We start from the raw sequence: 15139 nt of genomic DNA on the forward strand, positions 1-15139 counted from the left end.
TATTTTACGGTAGTTTGAACCCCATAAGGGTATCCCTAAAAAAGAGAACAATGAACACACATGGATAGTATTTTAGTCGTTGATGATAATCATGCCATTTGTAGCGCTCTGACATTAATGTTGGATATTCATGGCTATAAATCATTAAGCTGCGAAACCCCAGAGCAAGCTTTACAGATTGTGGCAGAGCAAGATATCAGCCTGGTTATTCAGGATATGAACTTCACCCAGGACACCACCTCAGGTGAAGAAGGCCGCCAGCTGTTCTATACCTTACGTGAACAACAACCCAATTTACCTATCATCTTAATGACCGCCTGGACTCAGCTAGAAACCGCGGTTGAGCTGGTGAAAGCTGGGGCTGCTGATTACATGGGTAAACCTTGGGATGATGCCAAGTTGCTCAATAGCATCAGCAATTTACTGTCGATTTATCACCTTTCAAAACAGAATAATCAATTGTCTCGGGTTGATTCTGAACGCATGAGCGCCATTAAAGACGCTGACTTGTGCGGTATGGTGTTTGGCAGCGGCGCCATGCAACGTTGCATTGACTTAGCACTGCAAGTGGCGCGCTCTGATGTGTCGGTGATGATCACTGGCCCCAATGGCGCAGGTAAAGATAAAATTGCTGATATCGTCCAAGCAAATTCATTGTTAAAAAGTAAACCATTTATAAAAGTGAACATTGGCGCCTTGCCAATGGACTTATTGGAAGCTGAACTGTTTGGCGCTGAAGCGGGCGCTTTTACTGGCGCCAATAAAACGCGGATAGGCCGTTTTGAAGCGGCGGATGGTGGCACTTTATTTTTAGATGAAATTGGTAACTTGCCTTTATCAGGGCAAGTGAAGTTATTGCGGGTATTACAAACTGGCGAGTTTGAACGTTTAGGTAGCCATCAAACTCGAAAAGTGAATGTCCGTGTCATCAGCGCCACCAATGCTGATTTAGCTGAAGATATTGCCAATGGGCAATTCAGAGAAGATTTATTTTATCGCTTAAATGTTATTGAACTAGCGTTAGCGCCGCTTAATCAGCGTATTGATGACATCTTACCTTTAGCCAGTTTCTTTGTCGGGGAGACATTTAGTTTTGATAAACAGGCACAGCAAGCGCTGTTAAATCATCCTTGGTCGGGCAATGTACGTGAGCTTGAAAATGTCTGTAAAAGGGCGGTATTACTGGCTAAGACATCACAATTAAGCAGTGCTGATTTAGGGTTGTCAATGTTGCAAACGCTGACAGAGCAGAATGCACTAACAAAGACTTCATCGCACAACGTACCTCTTACTAAAGAGTTTCCTACTCAAGACCACACAGTTACGTCGACAAACACCACTGTAGAGCCTGATAAGCAACAAATTGAACAAGCGTTAGTGGCGCACAATGGGGTAATATCCAGAGTCGCTAAAGCACTGGGGTTAAGCCGCCAAGCACTGTACAGGCGGATGGAAAAATATGGCTTGTCAGTGAATAAGTAATTTTGCTCAGCAGTGTGGTTATGGAAAACCATTATGAAAATCAACTTAGAGAACAAACCTTAAATGAGCCTACGGAACAAACTGGTACTGTCAAATTTAGCCTGCACCCTAGTGTCATTGTTGCTGGCTTACGGTCTGTGGCAATGGCTTGGGGATGAGTCAGTATGGGCCGCGGTGGTTGTGAGCTTGGGCCTGTGTTTTCTCATCAGTATGTACCTGACTCGTCAACTGGGCGAAAGCTTACAAGCATTAGAAGTCGGCTTACTCAACTTTAAAGATAATGAATTTAGTGTGTCATTACCTGAATATGCTGAGCCGCAACTGAATGAACTGGCTGATTTATACAATCAAGCCTCGGCCAAGCTGCGAAAAGAGCGGCAGTTTATTTATCAGCGTGAATTAATGCTCGATAAAGTGATACAAAACTCGCCTAACATCATGTTGCTGGTGGATGATAATCAACGCATTATTTATGCTAACGATGCTGCCAGACACTTATTTAATCAGGGGATTAGAATTGAAGGTATGTTGCTTTCAGAGCTGATTGCAGTGTTACCAAGCGCGTTAAAGCAGGCATTAGAGAGTGAACATGAAGGCTTGTTTTCCATTGATGCCAATGGCGAAGGGTTAAGCGATGATAGCGCGGGTGAAATCGAAACATGGCATATCTCCCGTGGGCAATTTAATCAAAATAATCAACGTCACCATTTAATTTTACTTAAACAATTAACCAAAGAACTTAATCGCCAAGAAGTAGCGGTGTGGAAAAAAGTCATCCGCATTATCAGTCATGAGTTGAATAACTCTGTGGCGCCTATTGCTTCAATGGTCAATTCTGGCAGAGTACTCACTAAAGATTTTGATAATGAAAGATTAGCGCTGATATTCGATACCATTGAAAATCGCACCGCCCATTTAAGCCAATTTATTTCCCATTATGCCCAATTCGCTAAGCTGCCTTTACCTAAAAGATCGCCAGTTAATTGGGACAATTTAATCGAGCAGTTAGACCAGCAGTATCGGTTCAGTTTAACTTCAGCATTGCCGCAACAAGCCATTGCCTTAGACTGTGTGCAATTAGAACAGGCGCTAATAAACCTACTTAAAAATGCCCATGAATCTGGGACTGATAAAGACGGAGTCACTATGGCGTTTCTAGAGGTCAGTCATCCGCTTACTGGGGTGATGATCACCATTGAAGATAACGGTTTAGGCATGTCTAGCGAGGTGTTATCTCAAGCCTTATTACCGTTTTATTCAACTAAACAATCGGGCACTGGCATTGGCTTACCCTTATGCCGCGAAATAGTTGAAGCTCATGGTGGCCATATCACCATGCAAAATCGTAAAGAGAAAGGCTTAAGCGTTAAATTGTGGCTGCCAAATGAGTAGTCGTACTTAGTTAATAACGGTAAGAATAAAGAAAGCCCAATAGATAGTCTCTATTGGGCTTTTTTGAAGTGTTAATCATAGTATTAATAACAATATCACTGTTTAAGCGAGTGATGATTGTTATTGATAAGTGCTACGTATAAGAGCTGTTTATAAATACTCAACTTCCAATGAAATCAACATCGCATCATCATCTTCTGAAGTGAACTCGGCTTTTAATACAAAGTCATCACTTTCGACATTAATGATCTCATACCATGCACTGGCTTGATCGCTAAAGTGTGCCAACATAGCTTCACGGGTGGCTGGGATATTAATGGATTTTAAATAAGCCATAAACTGCTCATCAGACTCAATAGGGTAGTTAATACTCTCAGAGAGTTTTACTTTTTGAATGACATTATTGTAATGCTTAACCTGCACATTTTTTGACAGTAAACTCCAAACGCCGTTGTTTGAAAATTGAATAACATTAGGCACAAAACGGTTAACTAGCGCATCGAGCGTGCTGGGTTGATTGTTCTCAGTAGGTAAAAGTACTTCAGTTAACTTTTGGGTATTGAGCTCCGAAAATAATATCTCATCATTATCACGGCTGTATTTTCTTGATTTAAAGGTGAAACCTGTGAGCAGTAATTCAGGCTCATCGCTGGTGATAGAAGAAAACTCATCAAACTCTAACGTCAGTAAGTTTTTATGATTGGAGACGATATATTCTTCAGTACTGGTTTGCTTTAAATAATCAAGCTTATTGCGCACTTGCAGTACTTCATCACGGTATCCGGCTTTATCATCAATCAGCCAGTTATTATCAAACCTTTCGTTGTAGCTAATTAAATTTTTGCCATTGTAGTTAAGTAATGAGCGATCTTTATAGGATATTTGCTGAATTTTATTGTTGTCGATAATAAACCACAGCTCGCGGCCATATAGCCATGCTTGGGATTGATCTTTTAGGGTAAATAAAGCGCTGGCAGGACCTAGTAATTCAATCAGACGTTGGGTTGAATCATCAATGCTAACCCCGTAGGCGCTAGATAGAGTCACATTAGTTGAAGGAAAGCTTGCTTCTCTTGCAAGGCTAGATAATTCTTTTTCTGACAGTATTGTAATCGCAGGGCTAATTTGTGACTGCGCTAAAGTGACTTGTGGCGCAGTGGTCGTTTTGGGTTTAGCTGCAATGCGATTGGTCGTTGCTGCTGTTGAAACCTTAGTGGCTGGCGCCGGTTTTTTAAAGCTAATGGGTTTACGACTAAGTTGATTATAAGCAGTTTTCACCGAAGATAACCGGTCATCTTCGTCGCAAAAATCAATTAAGTCAGCAGTGATAATAATTTTATTGGCTTCAATTAAATTAGTAATAATGACGGCATCGACCCGCTTTTGTTTGGCTTTTTTCTGGATCAGGCGAAAGCTAGTTTCTATTAATTTATCATTTGAGCTATTTTTAAGGGTATTTTCCACATAGATGCCATCGATCACTGTTGGCGTGCACACAGGCAGATGATCGAGTATCGGTGGTAACGATTTAGCTGAAACTTGTAAACTGACAAAGAGTAAAATGAGAACCAGTAATCTGTTCATAATTTAGCGCTTCCTTGTGGGTGTTTTTATTATTATCCATCACGAAATAAACGTCATTACATACACGATGGTTAAAAGTAACTAATCAATTAGCCTTCTTTTTCATGAGGTTATTTTTGTCACTCCAATTCATTATCAGCTGGAGTACAAGCTCTAACTTAACAATTCATTAACAAAGGTGTCAAAAGATTTTTAGGAATAAGTAGTTAAAAAATGTGCATAAAAACAACTGTTATTGTTTGATAATGATACAGCTAGGGTGGCGAGTATTAGAGTCGTAATCTGCCAATGGTTTATCTATTTATTAGCAATGACTGACAAACCCTGAACGCGTGAAGGGTTGCGATCGTGACAGTGGCTCAAATTGCAGTGAACAGAGCACTCAGCTAAAGCTTTGATCTAAAGCTTTGATCTAAAGCTTTGAGCTAAAGAATTTAGCTAAAGTATAACTTATCGATATTGTGCATAAAATGGTTAGATTTATGCTGTCAGTAGGCTGGGGTTCATTGCTGGAGGATTACCTTTAGTAACCTCAATCAGGGCGCTGTATCAGTTGCATTGGTGAAGCTGTTACTAGGCTGTTATGACTGACAGCTAATTTAACCAAGGTGTGTTTCTGATTTTAAAGGCTTAATAATGAATCACTTTGTTTAAAATAAATTCTGATGACTGTGCATAAGTTAGTAGTAACGGTTTTACAGGGTGGAATGGTCCATGGGTAATCAATTATTTATAAAACATTAGCTGAATAAAACATTGGGCTTAAAAAGTAATTAATGATTTACTAGTAATTAATGACCTTAACTTACTCGGGCTGCTTTTATGCAAACGTTACTGATTTGTCTGTTTATCACAATCTTATTACCCTATTTAGCCAAGGGGCCAGTTGCTGTGGCAATGGCAAAACTCGGCGGTTATGACAATGCACATCCGCGGGCACAGCAAGCCAAGTTAACCGGTTTTGGCGCAAGAGCACTAGCAGGGCATCAAAACGCCTTTGAATCTTTGATCGTTTTTGGTTTATGCAGTTTAACCGCGATCGCAACTGATAATGTTAATGCTACTGTTTCGACGTTAGCTATGGTGCATGTGGTTGCTAGAGTGAGCTATCACTTGCTGTACTTAAAGGGCTTATCAACTATGCGCTCACTGGCTTGGTTTGTGGCAATTTTCTGTTCATTTGGCATTTTTTGGCAAGCTTTTTAAGCTTGGAAAATTTTAAACTTCTTTAATCGATATAAACCTTTCTACAATTTACCTTTAAGGTCAAATACTGGCATTGTAAAAATTTCATCATATAATTCTTATACCTATTGCTATCAATTGGGTTTATTAGAGGCGCTGCTATGTATACCGAGCAATTAATGATGTTAATCGCCGTATTTGAACGGGCAGCCTTAATGCTGATGCTGCTGTTTTTGCTTACTCGCACCCGCAGCTTTCAAAAAATCATCACCAAACCAAATCGAAAACCGATTGAGATGGCGATGATGTCGCTGTTATTTACTTTATTTGCGGTTATGAGCACCTACACCGGCATTGAGGTCGATGGCTCCTTGGTTAATGTGCGTATTATTGCAGTGTTATCTGGCGGTATCCTTTTTGGCCCTTGGGTGGGGATCCCAGCAGGTATCATCTCAGGGCTGCATCGTTACTTAATTGATCTTGATGGCGCGACTTCAACCGCCTGTTTAATATCGAGTATTTTTGCAGGTTTTCTGGCAAGTTGGATACATGTCGGTGTCGATAAAAAACACTATACCTGGTATGGCATTTTAGCGGGGGTTATCTGCGAGGTGCTGACCATGGTGCTGATTGTGGTGTTTTCAGATGATTATGAGCAGGCAATGGTGATTGTGCGTCACATTGGTTTGCCGATGATATTGGGCACTGTGTCCATTGGGCTGATTATCAAGTTAGTGCAAGATATTGACGATGAAAAAGATTGGATTGCTGCGCAGCAGGCAAAATTGGCCTTAGATATTGCCAATAAAACCTTACCTTATTTTCGTCAAAATGATCGTCAGTCGTTAATTGCGGTTTGCCAGATCATCCGCCTTGATACACAAGCGGATGTGGTGGCGATAACTGATACCACCTCAGTACTGGCTTATGTGGGTATAGGTCAAGAAAACTACCTAGAGCCCCACAATAAAATTAACGAGATGACCGAGCAAGCCGTTGCCACAGGCAAACAAATTATTAGCAATAACCTTGATGCCCATGACTTTCATTCATTGTTAATCATTCCATTAATGGAGAACAATGTCGTTACTGGTACCTTAAAAATATTTTACCGTGAGCCTTATCAAATTAAGTCTTCACTGCGGGAAATGGCGGTGGGATTATCGCAGCTGATTTCTACCCAAATGGAAGTGTCGCGCATCGAACAGTTAAAAACCATGGCCTCAAAAGCAGAGTTTTCGGCGCTGCAAAGTAAAATTAATCCGCATTTTTTATTTAACGCCCTCAATGCTATCTCTACGTTAATACGTATTCGGCCTCAGCAAGCTCGAGAATTGATCGCCAAACTAGCGGATTTTTTGCGCTTTAATTTAGATCACACTGATGAGCTGATAGATATCCAAGAAGAGCTGCAACAGGTGCGGGATTATGCCGCGATTGAGCAGGCGAGATTTGGGCCTAAATTAACCGTCAGCTTTGATATTGATGATGTACACACTTGTGTGCCAAGCTTACTGATACAGCCGCTGGTGGAAAATGCCATTTTACATGGCATTCAGCCTGCGTCTTATCCTGGTGAGGTGCTGATTACGGTTAAAAAGCAGCAAGATGATCGGGTGAAAATTACCATTCGTGATACTGGGGTTGGCATCGATCCGGCTTTGATTGATAAGTTGCACCAAGGAACCATAGACAGCACGAGCATCGGCTTGATGAATGTACACCAAAGGTTAAAGCTACTCTATGGTGCTGGCTTAGAGATTACTGCATTGACAAAAGGCACTGAGATGTCTTTTTTCATTCATTAGAAGACTATAGGGGGAGCTATGTTAAAAGCCTTGATTGTAGAAGATGAATACCTAGCACGAGAAGAGCTGATTTATTTGATCGCAACCCATAGTCAGATTGAAGTGGTAGCGACCTTCGATGATGGTCTTGAAGCTTTTAAATACCTGCAAAGCAATAAAGTGGATGTGATATTTCTTGATATTAATATTCCATCCATTGACGGTATGTTATTGGCGAGAAACATTCATCAATTTTCTGAAAAGCCGCATATCGTGTTTGTGACTGCCTATAAAGAGCACGCCGCAGATGCCTTTGAGTTAGAAGCATTTGATTATTTGCTCAAGCCTTTTAATGAGCAGCGGGCTATTGGGGTGTTGCAAAAACTTGAGCAAGCTCAAAAACACCTACCAGCGGCAGATATCAATGTCGAGTCTTTGCCAGTGAATACCGACAAGCCCAAGCCTAAGGCCAGCAGCCTTAATCAGACCATTAATTTAACCCAAAATAACCGCATTGTGGTCAGCTATATTAATGATATTTATTATGCGGTTGCCAACGAAAAAATCACTGAGGTATATACTCGCGAAGGGGTGTTTCATGTGCCTTATACCATTACTGATTTGATGGAACGTTTACCGAGCGAATCGTTTTTTCGCTGCCATCGATCCTATTGCATTAATATCGATAAAATTCGTGAGATCATCCCTTGGACCAATAGCACCTATCTGTTAAAACTGCGCGATATTGACGGTGAAGTGCTGGTGAGTCGCAGTAACATAAAAACCTTTCGAGCACTGATGAACTTATAACCGCTGCTGTCATTGGCTAGCTAACGAACTATTCAACACCGCCTACCCATAAAGACGACTCAAAAAACGATACAACCACCCTTGCTACTGCAGATAAGCTCACTCAGCATTTAACCCCCATAAATGCATTTCATGCCGATATATTGCATTTGATGCCGCTATTTTACAGCTCATGTTTTAGTTAATTCAGACTCTTGTCTTCCTCTCAAAAAGCCGTATTTTGACCACCATATTGTTAAATTAATCATTAATTATTGCTGTGGAGAGTGACACTATGTCAGCACAAATATCAAACCGAGCGCGTATTATGACGCTTATTGGTACCATTTTGGCGCAGTTCGCCTTGGGTTCGGTATACACATGGAGCTTATTCAATGCCCCGTTAGCTGAGAAACTGTCGCTTCCAGTGAGTAATGTGGCGTTTACTTTCGGTATTTTAAGTTTATCACTAGCCGTGGCCTCGTCAGTGTCAGGCAAGTTACAAGAGCGCTTTGGGGTTCGTAATGTCACCATTGGTGCTGGGCTATTAATCGGCGCGAGCTTATTTCTTACTGCGCATGCAGATAGCCTATTAATGCTATATGTATGTGGTGGCCTGTTAGTGGGTTTTGCTGATGGTACCGGTTACCTAATGAGCCTATCTAACTGCGTTAAATTATTCCCTGAACGTAAAGGTTTAGTGTCTGCTTGTGCTATTGGTGCTTATGGCCTTGGCAGTTTAGGCTTTAAATACATCAACATGTATATGCTGACCCATTCAGGTTTGGCGATGACATTTGATACATGGGCTGTGATTGCCATGGTGCTAGTCATTGCGGGTGGATTAATGATGAAAGATGCCCCCCTTCAAGAAGTCTCAACCGCAGAAAACAGCGTTGCAAACAGAGACTTTACACTGGCGCAAGCAATGAAATCATCACAGTTTTGGGTACTAGCATTAATCTTTTTAACCATCTGTATGAGTGGCTTATACGTGATTGGTGTGGCAAAAGACATTGGCGAAGGTTACGTACATTTAAGTATGGCAACAGCAGCATCTGCAGTGGCAGTGATTGCGGTGGCTAACCTTTCAGGTCGTTTAGTTCTTGGTGTGTTATCTGACAAAATGGATCGCATGAAAGTCATCAGCATTGCGCTTATTGTATGTTTAGCGGGTGTCGGTTCACTGTTATTTGTTCACTTAAATGCGTGGAGCTTTTACTTAGCCGTTGCCTGTATCGCCTTTAGTTTTGGTGGCACCATTACTGTGTTCCCATCGCTAGTGAGTGACTTCTTTGGCCTTAACAACTTAACCAAAATTTATGGCTTTATTTATCTTGGCTTTGGTATCGGCAGCATCATTGGCTCTATTGTCGCTTCGTTATTTGGTGGCTTTGTTCCGACTTTCTACTTAATGCTAGGACTTATCGTATTATCAACCGTCATCTCTTTCATGGTGAAGTTACCAGAAAACAAGCCTTCTTTAGCCATGGCTAGCTAGTTTTAATTACGCTATTGGGCCAAGAGGTCTGAATATAGCGTTAAGCTTTTTTCGTTCCAACCTCCTTTACGCCGCAGCAATGCGGCGTTTTTTTATCTGAACTTAAACAGGTCAGCTTAAGTCTTTGAAAAAGTAGTGCACTTTAACTCGCCAAGCTGCTTTCTCATGTTTAGATTGGTGTTATTGGGGTATGATTCATTATTAATCAAAGGCCCTCAATGAGTATTAACCAATCCTCCTATGAATGAAGATATCACCATTGCACTGCCTTCGCTTATTCATCGCATCGGTGGCAGCGCCGCCAAGCAGGCTAAAGATATGGCTACGCAATATGGTTGTGAGCTTAAGCGAGTGCGTCGTTCTCGCAATTGGCAACTCGTGGGAGATGCCATTAATATTCAGTCTTTTGCCGCACAGTTATCAGGGCAAACTAATAATGAGTTTGCCTACCTGATAAAAAAGCTAAACATCGCACTGCTTGAACATAGTGACAAGTTAGAACCATTAGCCGTAAAACTGGTGCGCCTGCTCACTGAACGCCCGAGTACCACCTTAGCTGAGTTGATACAAAGCACCGGCTGCACAGAGGTTGAAGCCAGAGTGGCTCGTTTTGAGGCTGACTCTTAGTGATGATGCTTTAAGGTGTTATAAGCAGGGCAATGTTGCTGTTTAGATGAAGTATTACAATTTGAATTGGCTTCCATGCCAAGCTCACGAGTTCTCGGAATAAAGAGTCTCGATGACCTCAATTCAAATTGAGTCTTTTAGACTTTTAATGTTATAGATTTCTAACGTTAGCTCTTTTATTGCCACGAATGCAGTCAAATCGAAGAGATAATAACCCCTGTGTAGATGCAGCAGCAAGCTTCTGACTGCCAAGGATGGCGGGAACAGTCATTATTTGTCGGGAACAAATATGACCAAAACAGGCATTTGTTGTGGCAAAGTTTATGGGCCTTTTGACTTATATAAAGAGTGCAGCGTCTCGCAGTTGTATCTGCACATAAGGTCGCTGTTTCACATCTAACCCATAGGGATATGGGTTAGATGTCATTATGATGTAGGGAACATCATTGACTATGTGATCGCGACATTCGTATATTCTATATAGCACCTGCGGCAGGCAATAGATTAAACTGAAGTAATGGACTACTGAAAAAGAGCCAATATAAACGAAGTATAAAGTTGGTGGCTGTAACGCATTTATGCCCCATTCGGTGTTATCCTTGCAATTTACGCCTATCTTGGTTGCTGCTATTTTCCCAAACTAAAGTAATGTTATTGCACACTGAGACCAAACATAACTCTCCATTGAGATAGAGTAATGCAAGATTGGGCTTTCCAATACCGTAAGATTATCAGCGCCATCTTTTGCTGCCATTGCAATAATCAATGGCAAATAATGCTCAGAGGTAGGGTGTGACTTCGCATAATGAGTTGATTTAACGTGAGGTTGCTTAACGTCTGCTAAATTTCCTTCAATAGCTGCATGTCTAACCCAAAGTGCGAATTTGGTAGCGTAATCTGCGATGCGTTCATGACTCATTCGGATGTCATACAAATTGTGCGTCAGGCAACCTGAACAGATAACCGCAATATTCTGCTTACGCAATTGCTTCAAGGTATTACCGAGCTTTTCTAGTTCATCGGGTGACAAATCAACATTCAACGACAATTGCACTATTGGCTTGTCTGCATTAGGGCGCAAATGACGCAGCGGCACCCAAACACCGTGATCCCAGCCTCGGTTATTGTCTGCCTTGGTTTCGAAACCATTGTTGGTTAATAAGTCGATGACTCTATTACCAACAATGCGTGAGCCCACAGCAGGGTAGTTCAATTCGTACAATTCAGGTGGAAAGCCACCAAAGTCGTGAATGGTTTCTGGTTGATCGTTGGTGATAACGACATTACCGCGGGTAACCCAGTGTGGTGATATCACTAAGATAGCTTCCACATCATCAAATTTAGCTATTTGATGGGTTAAGTTATCGGTAGCCTGTTGTTGAGCCTCGATGCTAGCGCCTAACGCAAACATCGGAGAACCGTGACCAACGAACATCAGAGGTGCCAGTTTCATACTCCCTCCGGTAAATATTTAAACCAATCCATGTATGGGCCCTGAGGAATGATGCCAGATGGATTTAGCGCAGTTACCGAGTAGTAGCCCGCTTTAATATGATCGACACGAGTGTTTTTCGCAAAGGCTTCGATTTGTAATAAGCGGCCCAAATACGCTGACAACTCAGGGTAGTCAGAGATGGCCTTGATATTGGTTTTAAACAAGCCATGGTAGGCCACATCAAATCGAATTAAGGTAACGAATAACCGAATGTCGCTTTCTGTAAGCTGGTTGCCAACGGCAAATTCGTTATTCACAAAATGTGTTTCCAATTCTTCTAAGCGAGCGAAAATATCAACCATGGCTTCGTCGTAAGCTTTCTGGCTTGAAGCGAATCCTGCGCGGTAAACACCATTATTTAAGCTGTCGTAGATGCTGGCATTAAACTCTTCAATTTGTGACTGCAACTCAGTTGGGTACAAATTGATGTCTGAATTGTGAATCGGTCGCAAGTCTTCGTTCAAAATATGAAGAATGTCAGCAGACTCGTTGTTGATGATTTTGTTGTCACCGCAATCCCAAAGTACAGGCACAGTCGCTCGGCCTGTGTATTGGTTGTCGGTCATCGTATAAAGGTGGTGAGCATATTCCACTCCTTCAATACCACTCTCTGTAGAGCCTGCCGTTGAATCAGATTCACCACCAAAATGCCAACCGAAATCCGTTAGTACTGGGTCTAAGATTTTTACGTCAATCACGTCTTCTAAATTAAACAACGTGCGTGCAATTAATGTGCGTGTTGCCCAAGGACAAATGTAAGCAGCATAGAGTCGTAAACCTTTATCTAATGCTGACTGTGCATCGTCAATGCGATTTGTAAATGCACTACTTTGGCGGATGAAGCGGCCTTCACTGTCTTTCTCTTGAACTGGATCCCACTTGCGTTCCCACTTACCATTTACCAACATAATCTTACCTTTTTTCGAAGAGTCCCCCGTGATCGAACGCCATGGGTCCCTATTGTTTGTCTAATTTGTTTCGAGTCTGAACGCTATTTTTAAGCGGTTTTGGTTGCGCCAAGTAAGCCATTTAAGCGGTTATCAATGGCAAACTTTCCGCCACCTTGAATGGCTAGCGCAAAAGTGGCAGCGAATAACGCCAAAGCAAACTCGTAACCGTTATTGCTGATAAACAAGCCATGGCTGATGTGCACGCTGAAGATAGCCACTAACATGGCAAATGCATTGACCAGTGCCGCTGGGCGAGTCAAAAGGCCAAATATCAAGGCTAAACCCCCGAAGAATTCTGCGCTGCCAGCCATCAATGCCATTAGGTAACCGGGTGCTAGTCCAATGCTTGCCATCCATTGGCCAGTGCCTTCAAGTCCGTAGCCACCAAACCAGCCAAACAGCTTTTGCGCGCCATGTGCAGCCAAAACGATTCCTACCGGAACTCTCAGTACTAGTGCCGCAAAGCCAGCATTGGATTGAATTACTTTGTTAAACATGTGCTTGTTCATGGTATTTCCCTCAGAGTTGATTTATTCAAGTAAGTCTTAACTTGGAAACAAGATTACTCCTTCTCATTTAGATGATAAATGGCGTTTTCATTGAATGATTTCCAATGTATTGTTGGTAATTGGTTTGTTAAAAGGAATTGTTTAATGGATAGGATTGACACCATGAAGGCGTTTCTCACGGTCTCTAGAGAAGGTAGTTTTACCAAGGCAGCAGAGAAACTCGGAACGTCAAACCAGTTGGTGAGTAAATACGTTTCGCATTTGGAGGAACAACTAGGGGTACGCCTGCTTAACCGCACGACAAGAAAAGTGCATCTTACAGAAGCGGGCGAGCGGTGTGTGCAACACGTTCAGCACATATTGGAAAGTATTCAAAACATGGAAGGGAGCATAGGGCAGTTAAAGAATGAGGCGCAAGGTTTGCTGCGTATCAGTGCACCGGTGACTTTTGCTACCAAACACCTTGCTTCACTTATTCGGGATTTTAAGCAGCACAATCCGGCTGTAGGTATCGATTTACAGCTAAATGATCGGAAAATCGATGTGGTTGAAGAGGGCTTTGATCTGGCGCTGAGGATCGGACAATTAAAGAGTTCATCCTTAATTGCAAAGCGTATCGCTCCGATTAGATTGGTTATGTGTGCTTCCCCAGGCTATCTTGAACGGCATGGAACACCTGAGCATCCGGATCAGCTAATTCCAGAGCATCTATTAAGCTACAGTTACATGGATTACAGTCAATCCGAGTCCCCACTTATGCATGCACTGAAGCTCTCGTCAAAAGAGGAGAGTTCCGGTATATCCTGCAACAACGGCGATATCTTGGTTGAGTCAGCAATTGCGGGAGAAGGCTATGTTTTTCAACCTACTTTTATCGTATCTGAAGCGGTAAAGAAGGGCAAACTTAATGTCATTCTAAAAGAGTTTGAACCAGAACCGATGGCGCTATATGCGGTGTATCCGCATCGTAAGCTGATTGCGACTAAGATGAGTGCATTTATCGAGTTTCTCAGTAATTATTATGGTGATTTGCCGTATTGGGATGAGGCTTTTTAACGATGTTGGCATACGACCTTGATTGTTTTGAGCGCTATTTCCTACACAAAAAGTTATCCGTATTCCACTAATTTAAGTAATTACCCTAAGAAGGTTCTGTCCAAAAGTGATTTAGGCGCTTAAATAATACTTGCCTACAAACTTCTCTAATACAAAAAAAGCAGCTAACCACGGTTAGCTGCTTTTTAAAATCCTTTAATTCTTATGTGTATTCAGAAGAATAAGTTTCTGAATAAGAATGAGAATACAGTTCAAATAGGTTTCCAAATGGGTCTTCTAGATAGACCATTTTGTAAGGCTTATTATCATCTTCTGGATGATAGCGCATGATGTCCATTCTGACTTTACCGCCGAATTTTTCAACTCGCTCGATAACGCCTTCAAAGTCATCTGTTTCTAACGAGTAATGGAAGATACCGATTTTAGTGAAGTCGACATGATGTCTTTCTTCGCGGTCTTTCATTTCAAATAACTCAAAGCCGATGCCATCAGAAGTGACGAGGTGGGCGATGTTAAAACCTTTAAAACCCTCACCAAATACCGCAATACACATTCTACCAATGGCAGTTTGTTTTTCTTCGATGACTGTTGAATTGCCCATGACAATTTCAAGACCTAATGCTTGGGTATAAAACTCGACGGCTTTATCCATGTTACCAACCATAATACCTACATGACTCATTTTCATAATAATCTCGCTTTATACGTTAATTGCTAAGTTGTTGCTTGTTCGTTTTGATGGAAGAAGTATAGGGCGAAGTAATGATTTAATAAAATTATCA

13 protein-coding genes are annotated in these 15139 nt (G+C 41.7%); 8 read left to right on the forward strand and 5 right to left on the reverse strand.

Annotated features, from left to right (window positions below; all coding sequences use genetic code 11):
- The first annotated feature begins 60 nt into the window (after positions 1 to 60).
- Both BCU94_RS10140 and BCU94_RS10145 read left to right on the forward strand, forming a co-directional pair.
- Positions 61 to 1482, forward strand: a complete 1422-nt coding sequence (locus BCU94_RS10140) for a sigma-54 dependent transcriptional regulator (RefSeq protein WP_102476316.1) — start codon at positions 61 to 63, stop codon at positions 1480 to 1482.
- A gap of 63 nt (positions 1483 to 1545) precedes the next feature.
- The gene (locus BCU94_RS10145; protein WP_102476317.1) at positions 1546 to 2874 is read left to right on the forward strand and encodes an ATP-binding protein; all 1329 of its coding nucleotides are present in this window, start codon (positions 1546 to 1548) and stop codon (positions 2872 to 2874) included.
- Positions 2875 to 3024: 150 nt separating this feature from the next.
- Here BCU94_RS10145 and BCU94_RS10150 read toward each other — a convergent pair whose 3' ends face one another.
- Positions 3025 to 4458, reverse strand: a complete 1434-nt coding sequence (locus tag BCU94_RS10150) for a hypothetical protein (protein ID WP_102476318.1) — start codon at positions 4456 to 4458, stop codon at positions 3025 to 3027.
- A gap of 822 nt (positions 4459 to 5280) precedes the next feature.
- On the opposite strand from BCU94_RS10150, the gene BCU94_RS10155 reads away from it, so the two are divergent.
- From BCU94_RS10155 to BCU94_RS10175, 5 genes are all read left to right on the forward strand, one after another.
- A complete protein-coding gene (locus tag BCU94_RS10155; RefSeq protein ID WP_102438632.1) occupies positions 5281 to 5664 on the forward strand; it encodes an MAPEG family protein in 384 nt (127 codons plus the stop codon).
- Between the two features lie 140 nt (positions 5665 to 5804).
- Positions 5805 to 7451: a LytS/YhcK type 5TM receptor domain-containing protein gene (locus BCU94_RS10160; RefSeq protein WP_198589937.1), complete on the forward strand. Its 1647-nt coding sequence runs from the start codon at positions 5805 to 5807 to the stop codon at positions 7449 to 7451.
- 18 nt (positions 7452 to 7469) lie between these two features.
- Positions 7470 to 8240 carry a LytTR family DNA-binding domain-containing protein gene (locus BCU94_RS10165; RefSeq protein ID WP_102438631.1) on the forward strand — a complete coding sequence of 257 codons (771 nt, stop codon included), beginning with the start codon at positions 7470 to 7472 and terminating at the stop codon, positions 8238 to 8240.
- A gap of 274 nt (positions 8241 to 8514) precedes the next feature.
- Complete coding sequence (locus BCU94_RS10170; protein WP_102438629.1) at positions 8515 to 9720, forward strand: OFA family MFS transporter; 1206 nt, start codon at positions 8515 to 8517, stop codon at positions 9718 to 9720.
- Positions 9721 to 9960: 240 nt separating this feature from the next.
- The gene (locus tag BCU94_RS10175; RefSeq protein WP_102476319.1) at positions 9961 to 10347 is read left to right on the forward strand and encodes a ribosome recycling factor family protein; all 387 of its coding nucleotides are present in this window, start codon (positions 9961 to 9963) and stop codon (positions 10345 to 10347) included.
- Positions 10348 to 10987: 640 nt separating this feature from the next.
- On the opposite strand, the gene BCU94_RS10180 is transcribed toward BCU94_RS10175, so the two are convergent.
- The 3 genes from BCU94_RS10180 to BCU94_RS10190 form a co-directional block, all read right to left on the reverse strand.
- A complete protein-coding gene (locus tag BCU94_RS10180) occupies positions 10988 to 11800 on the reverse strand; it encodes a class III extradiol ring-cleavage dioxygenase (protein ID WP_102476320.1) in 813 nt (270 codons plus the stop codon).
- Positions 11797 to 12750, reverse strand: coding sequence for a glutathione S-transferase C-terminal domain-containing protein (locus BCU94_RS10185; RefSeq protein ID WP_102476321.1), 954 nt, complete (start codon positions 12748 to 12750; stop codon positions 11797 to 11799). Before BCU94_RS10185 ends, BCU94_RS10180 begins: the two co-directional genes overlap by 4 nt.
- Positions 12751 to 12839: 89 nt before the next feature.
- On the reverse strand, positions 12840 to 13301 hold the full coding sequence (locus BCU94_RS10190) for a DoxX family protein (RefSeq protein WP_102476322.1): 462 nt from the start codon (positions 13299 to 13301) through the stop codon (positions 12840 to 12842).
- A 144-nt stretch (positions 13302 to 13445) separates the two neighbouring features.
- Between BCU94_RS10190 and BCU94_RS10195 the strand changes: the two genes are divergently transcribed.
- Complete coding sequence (locus tag BCU94_RS10195) at positions 13446 to 14357, forward strand: LysR family transcriptional regulator (RefSeq protein ID WP_102476323.1); 912 nt, start codon at positions 13446 to 13448, stop codon at positions 14355 to 14357.
- 202 nt (positions 14358 to 14559) lie between these two features.
- Here the strand turns inward: BCU94_RS10195 and BCU94_RS10200 are convergent, their stop codons facing one another.
- On the reverse strand, positions 14560 to 15045 hold the full coding sequence (locus tag BCU94_RS10200) for a VOC family protein (protein WP_102476324.1): 486 nt from the start codon (positions 15043 to 15045) through the stop codon (positions 14560 to 14562).
- Positions 15046 to 15139 lie beyond the last annotated feature (94 nt).

The sequence above is a fragment of the Shewanella sp. 10N.286.52.C2 genome (genome assembly GCF_002874545.1).
Taxonomy (GTDB): domain Bacteria; phylum Pseudomonadota; class Gammaproteobacteria; order Enterobacterales; family Shewanellaceae; genus Shewanella.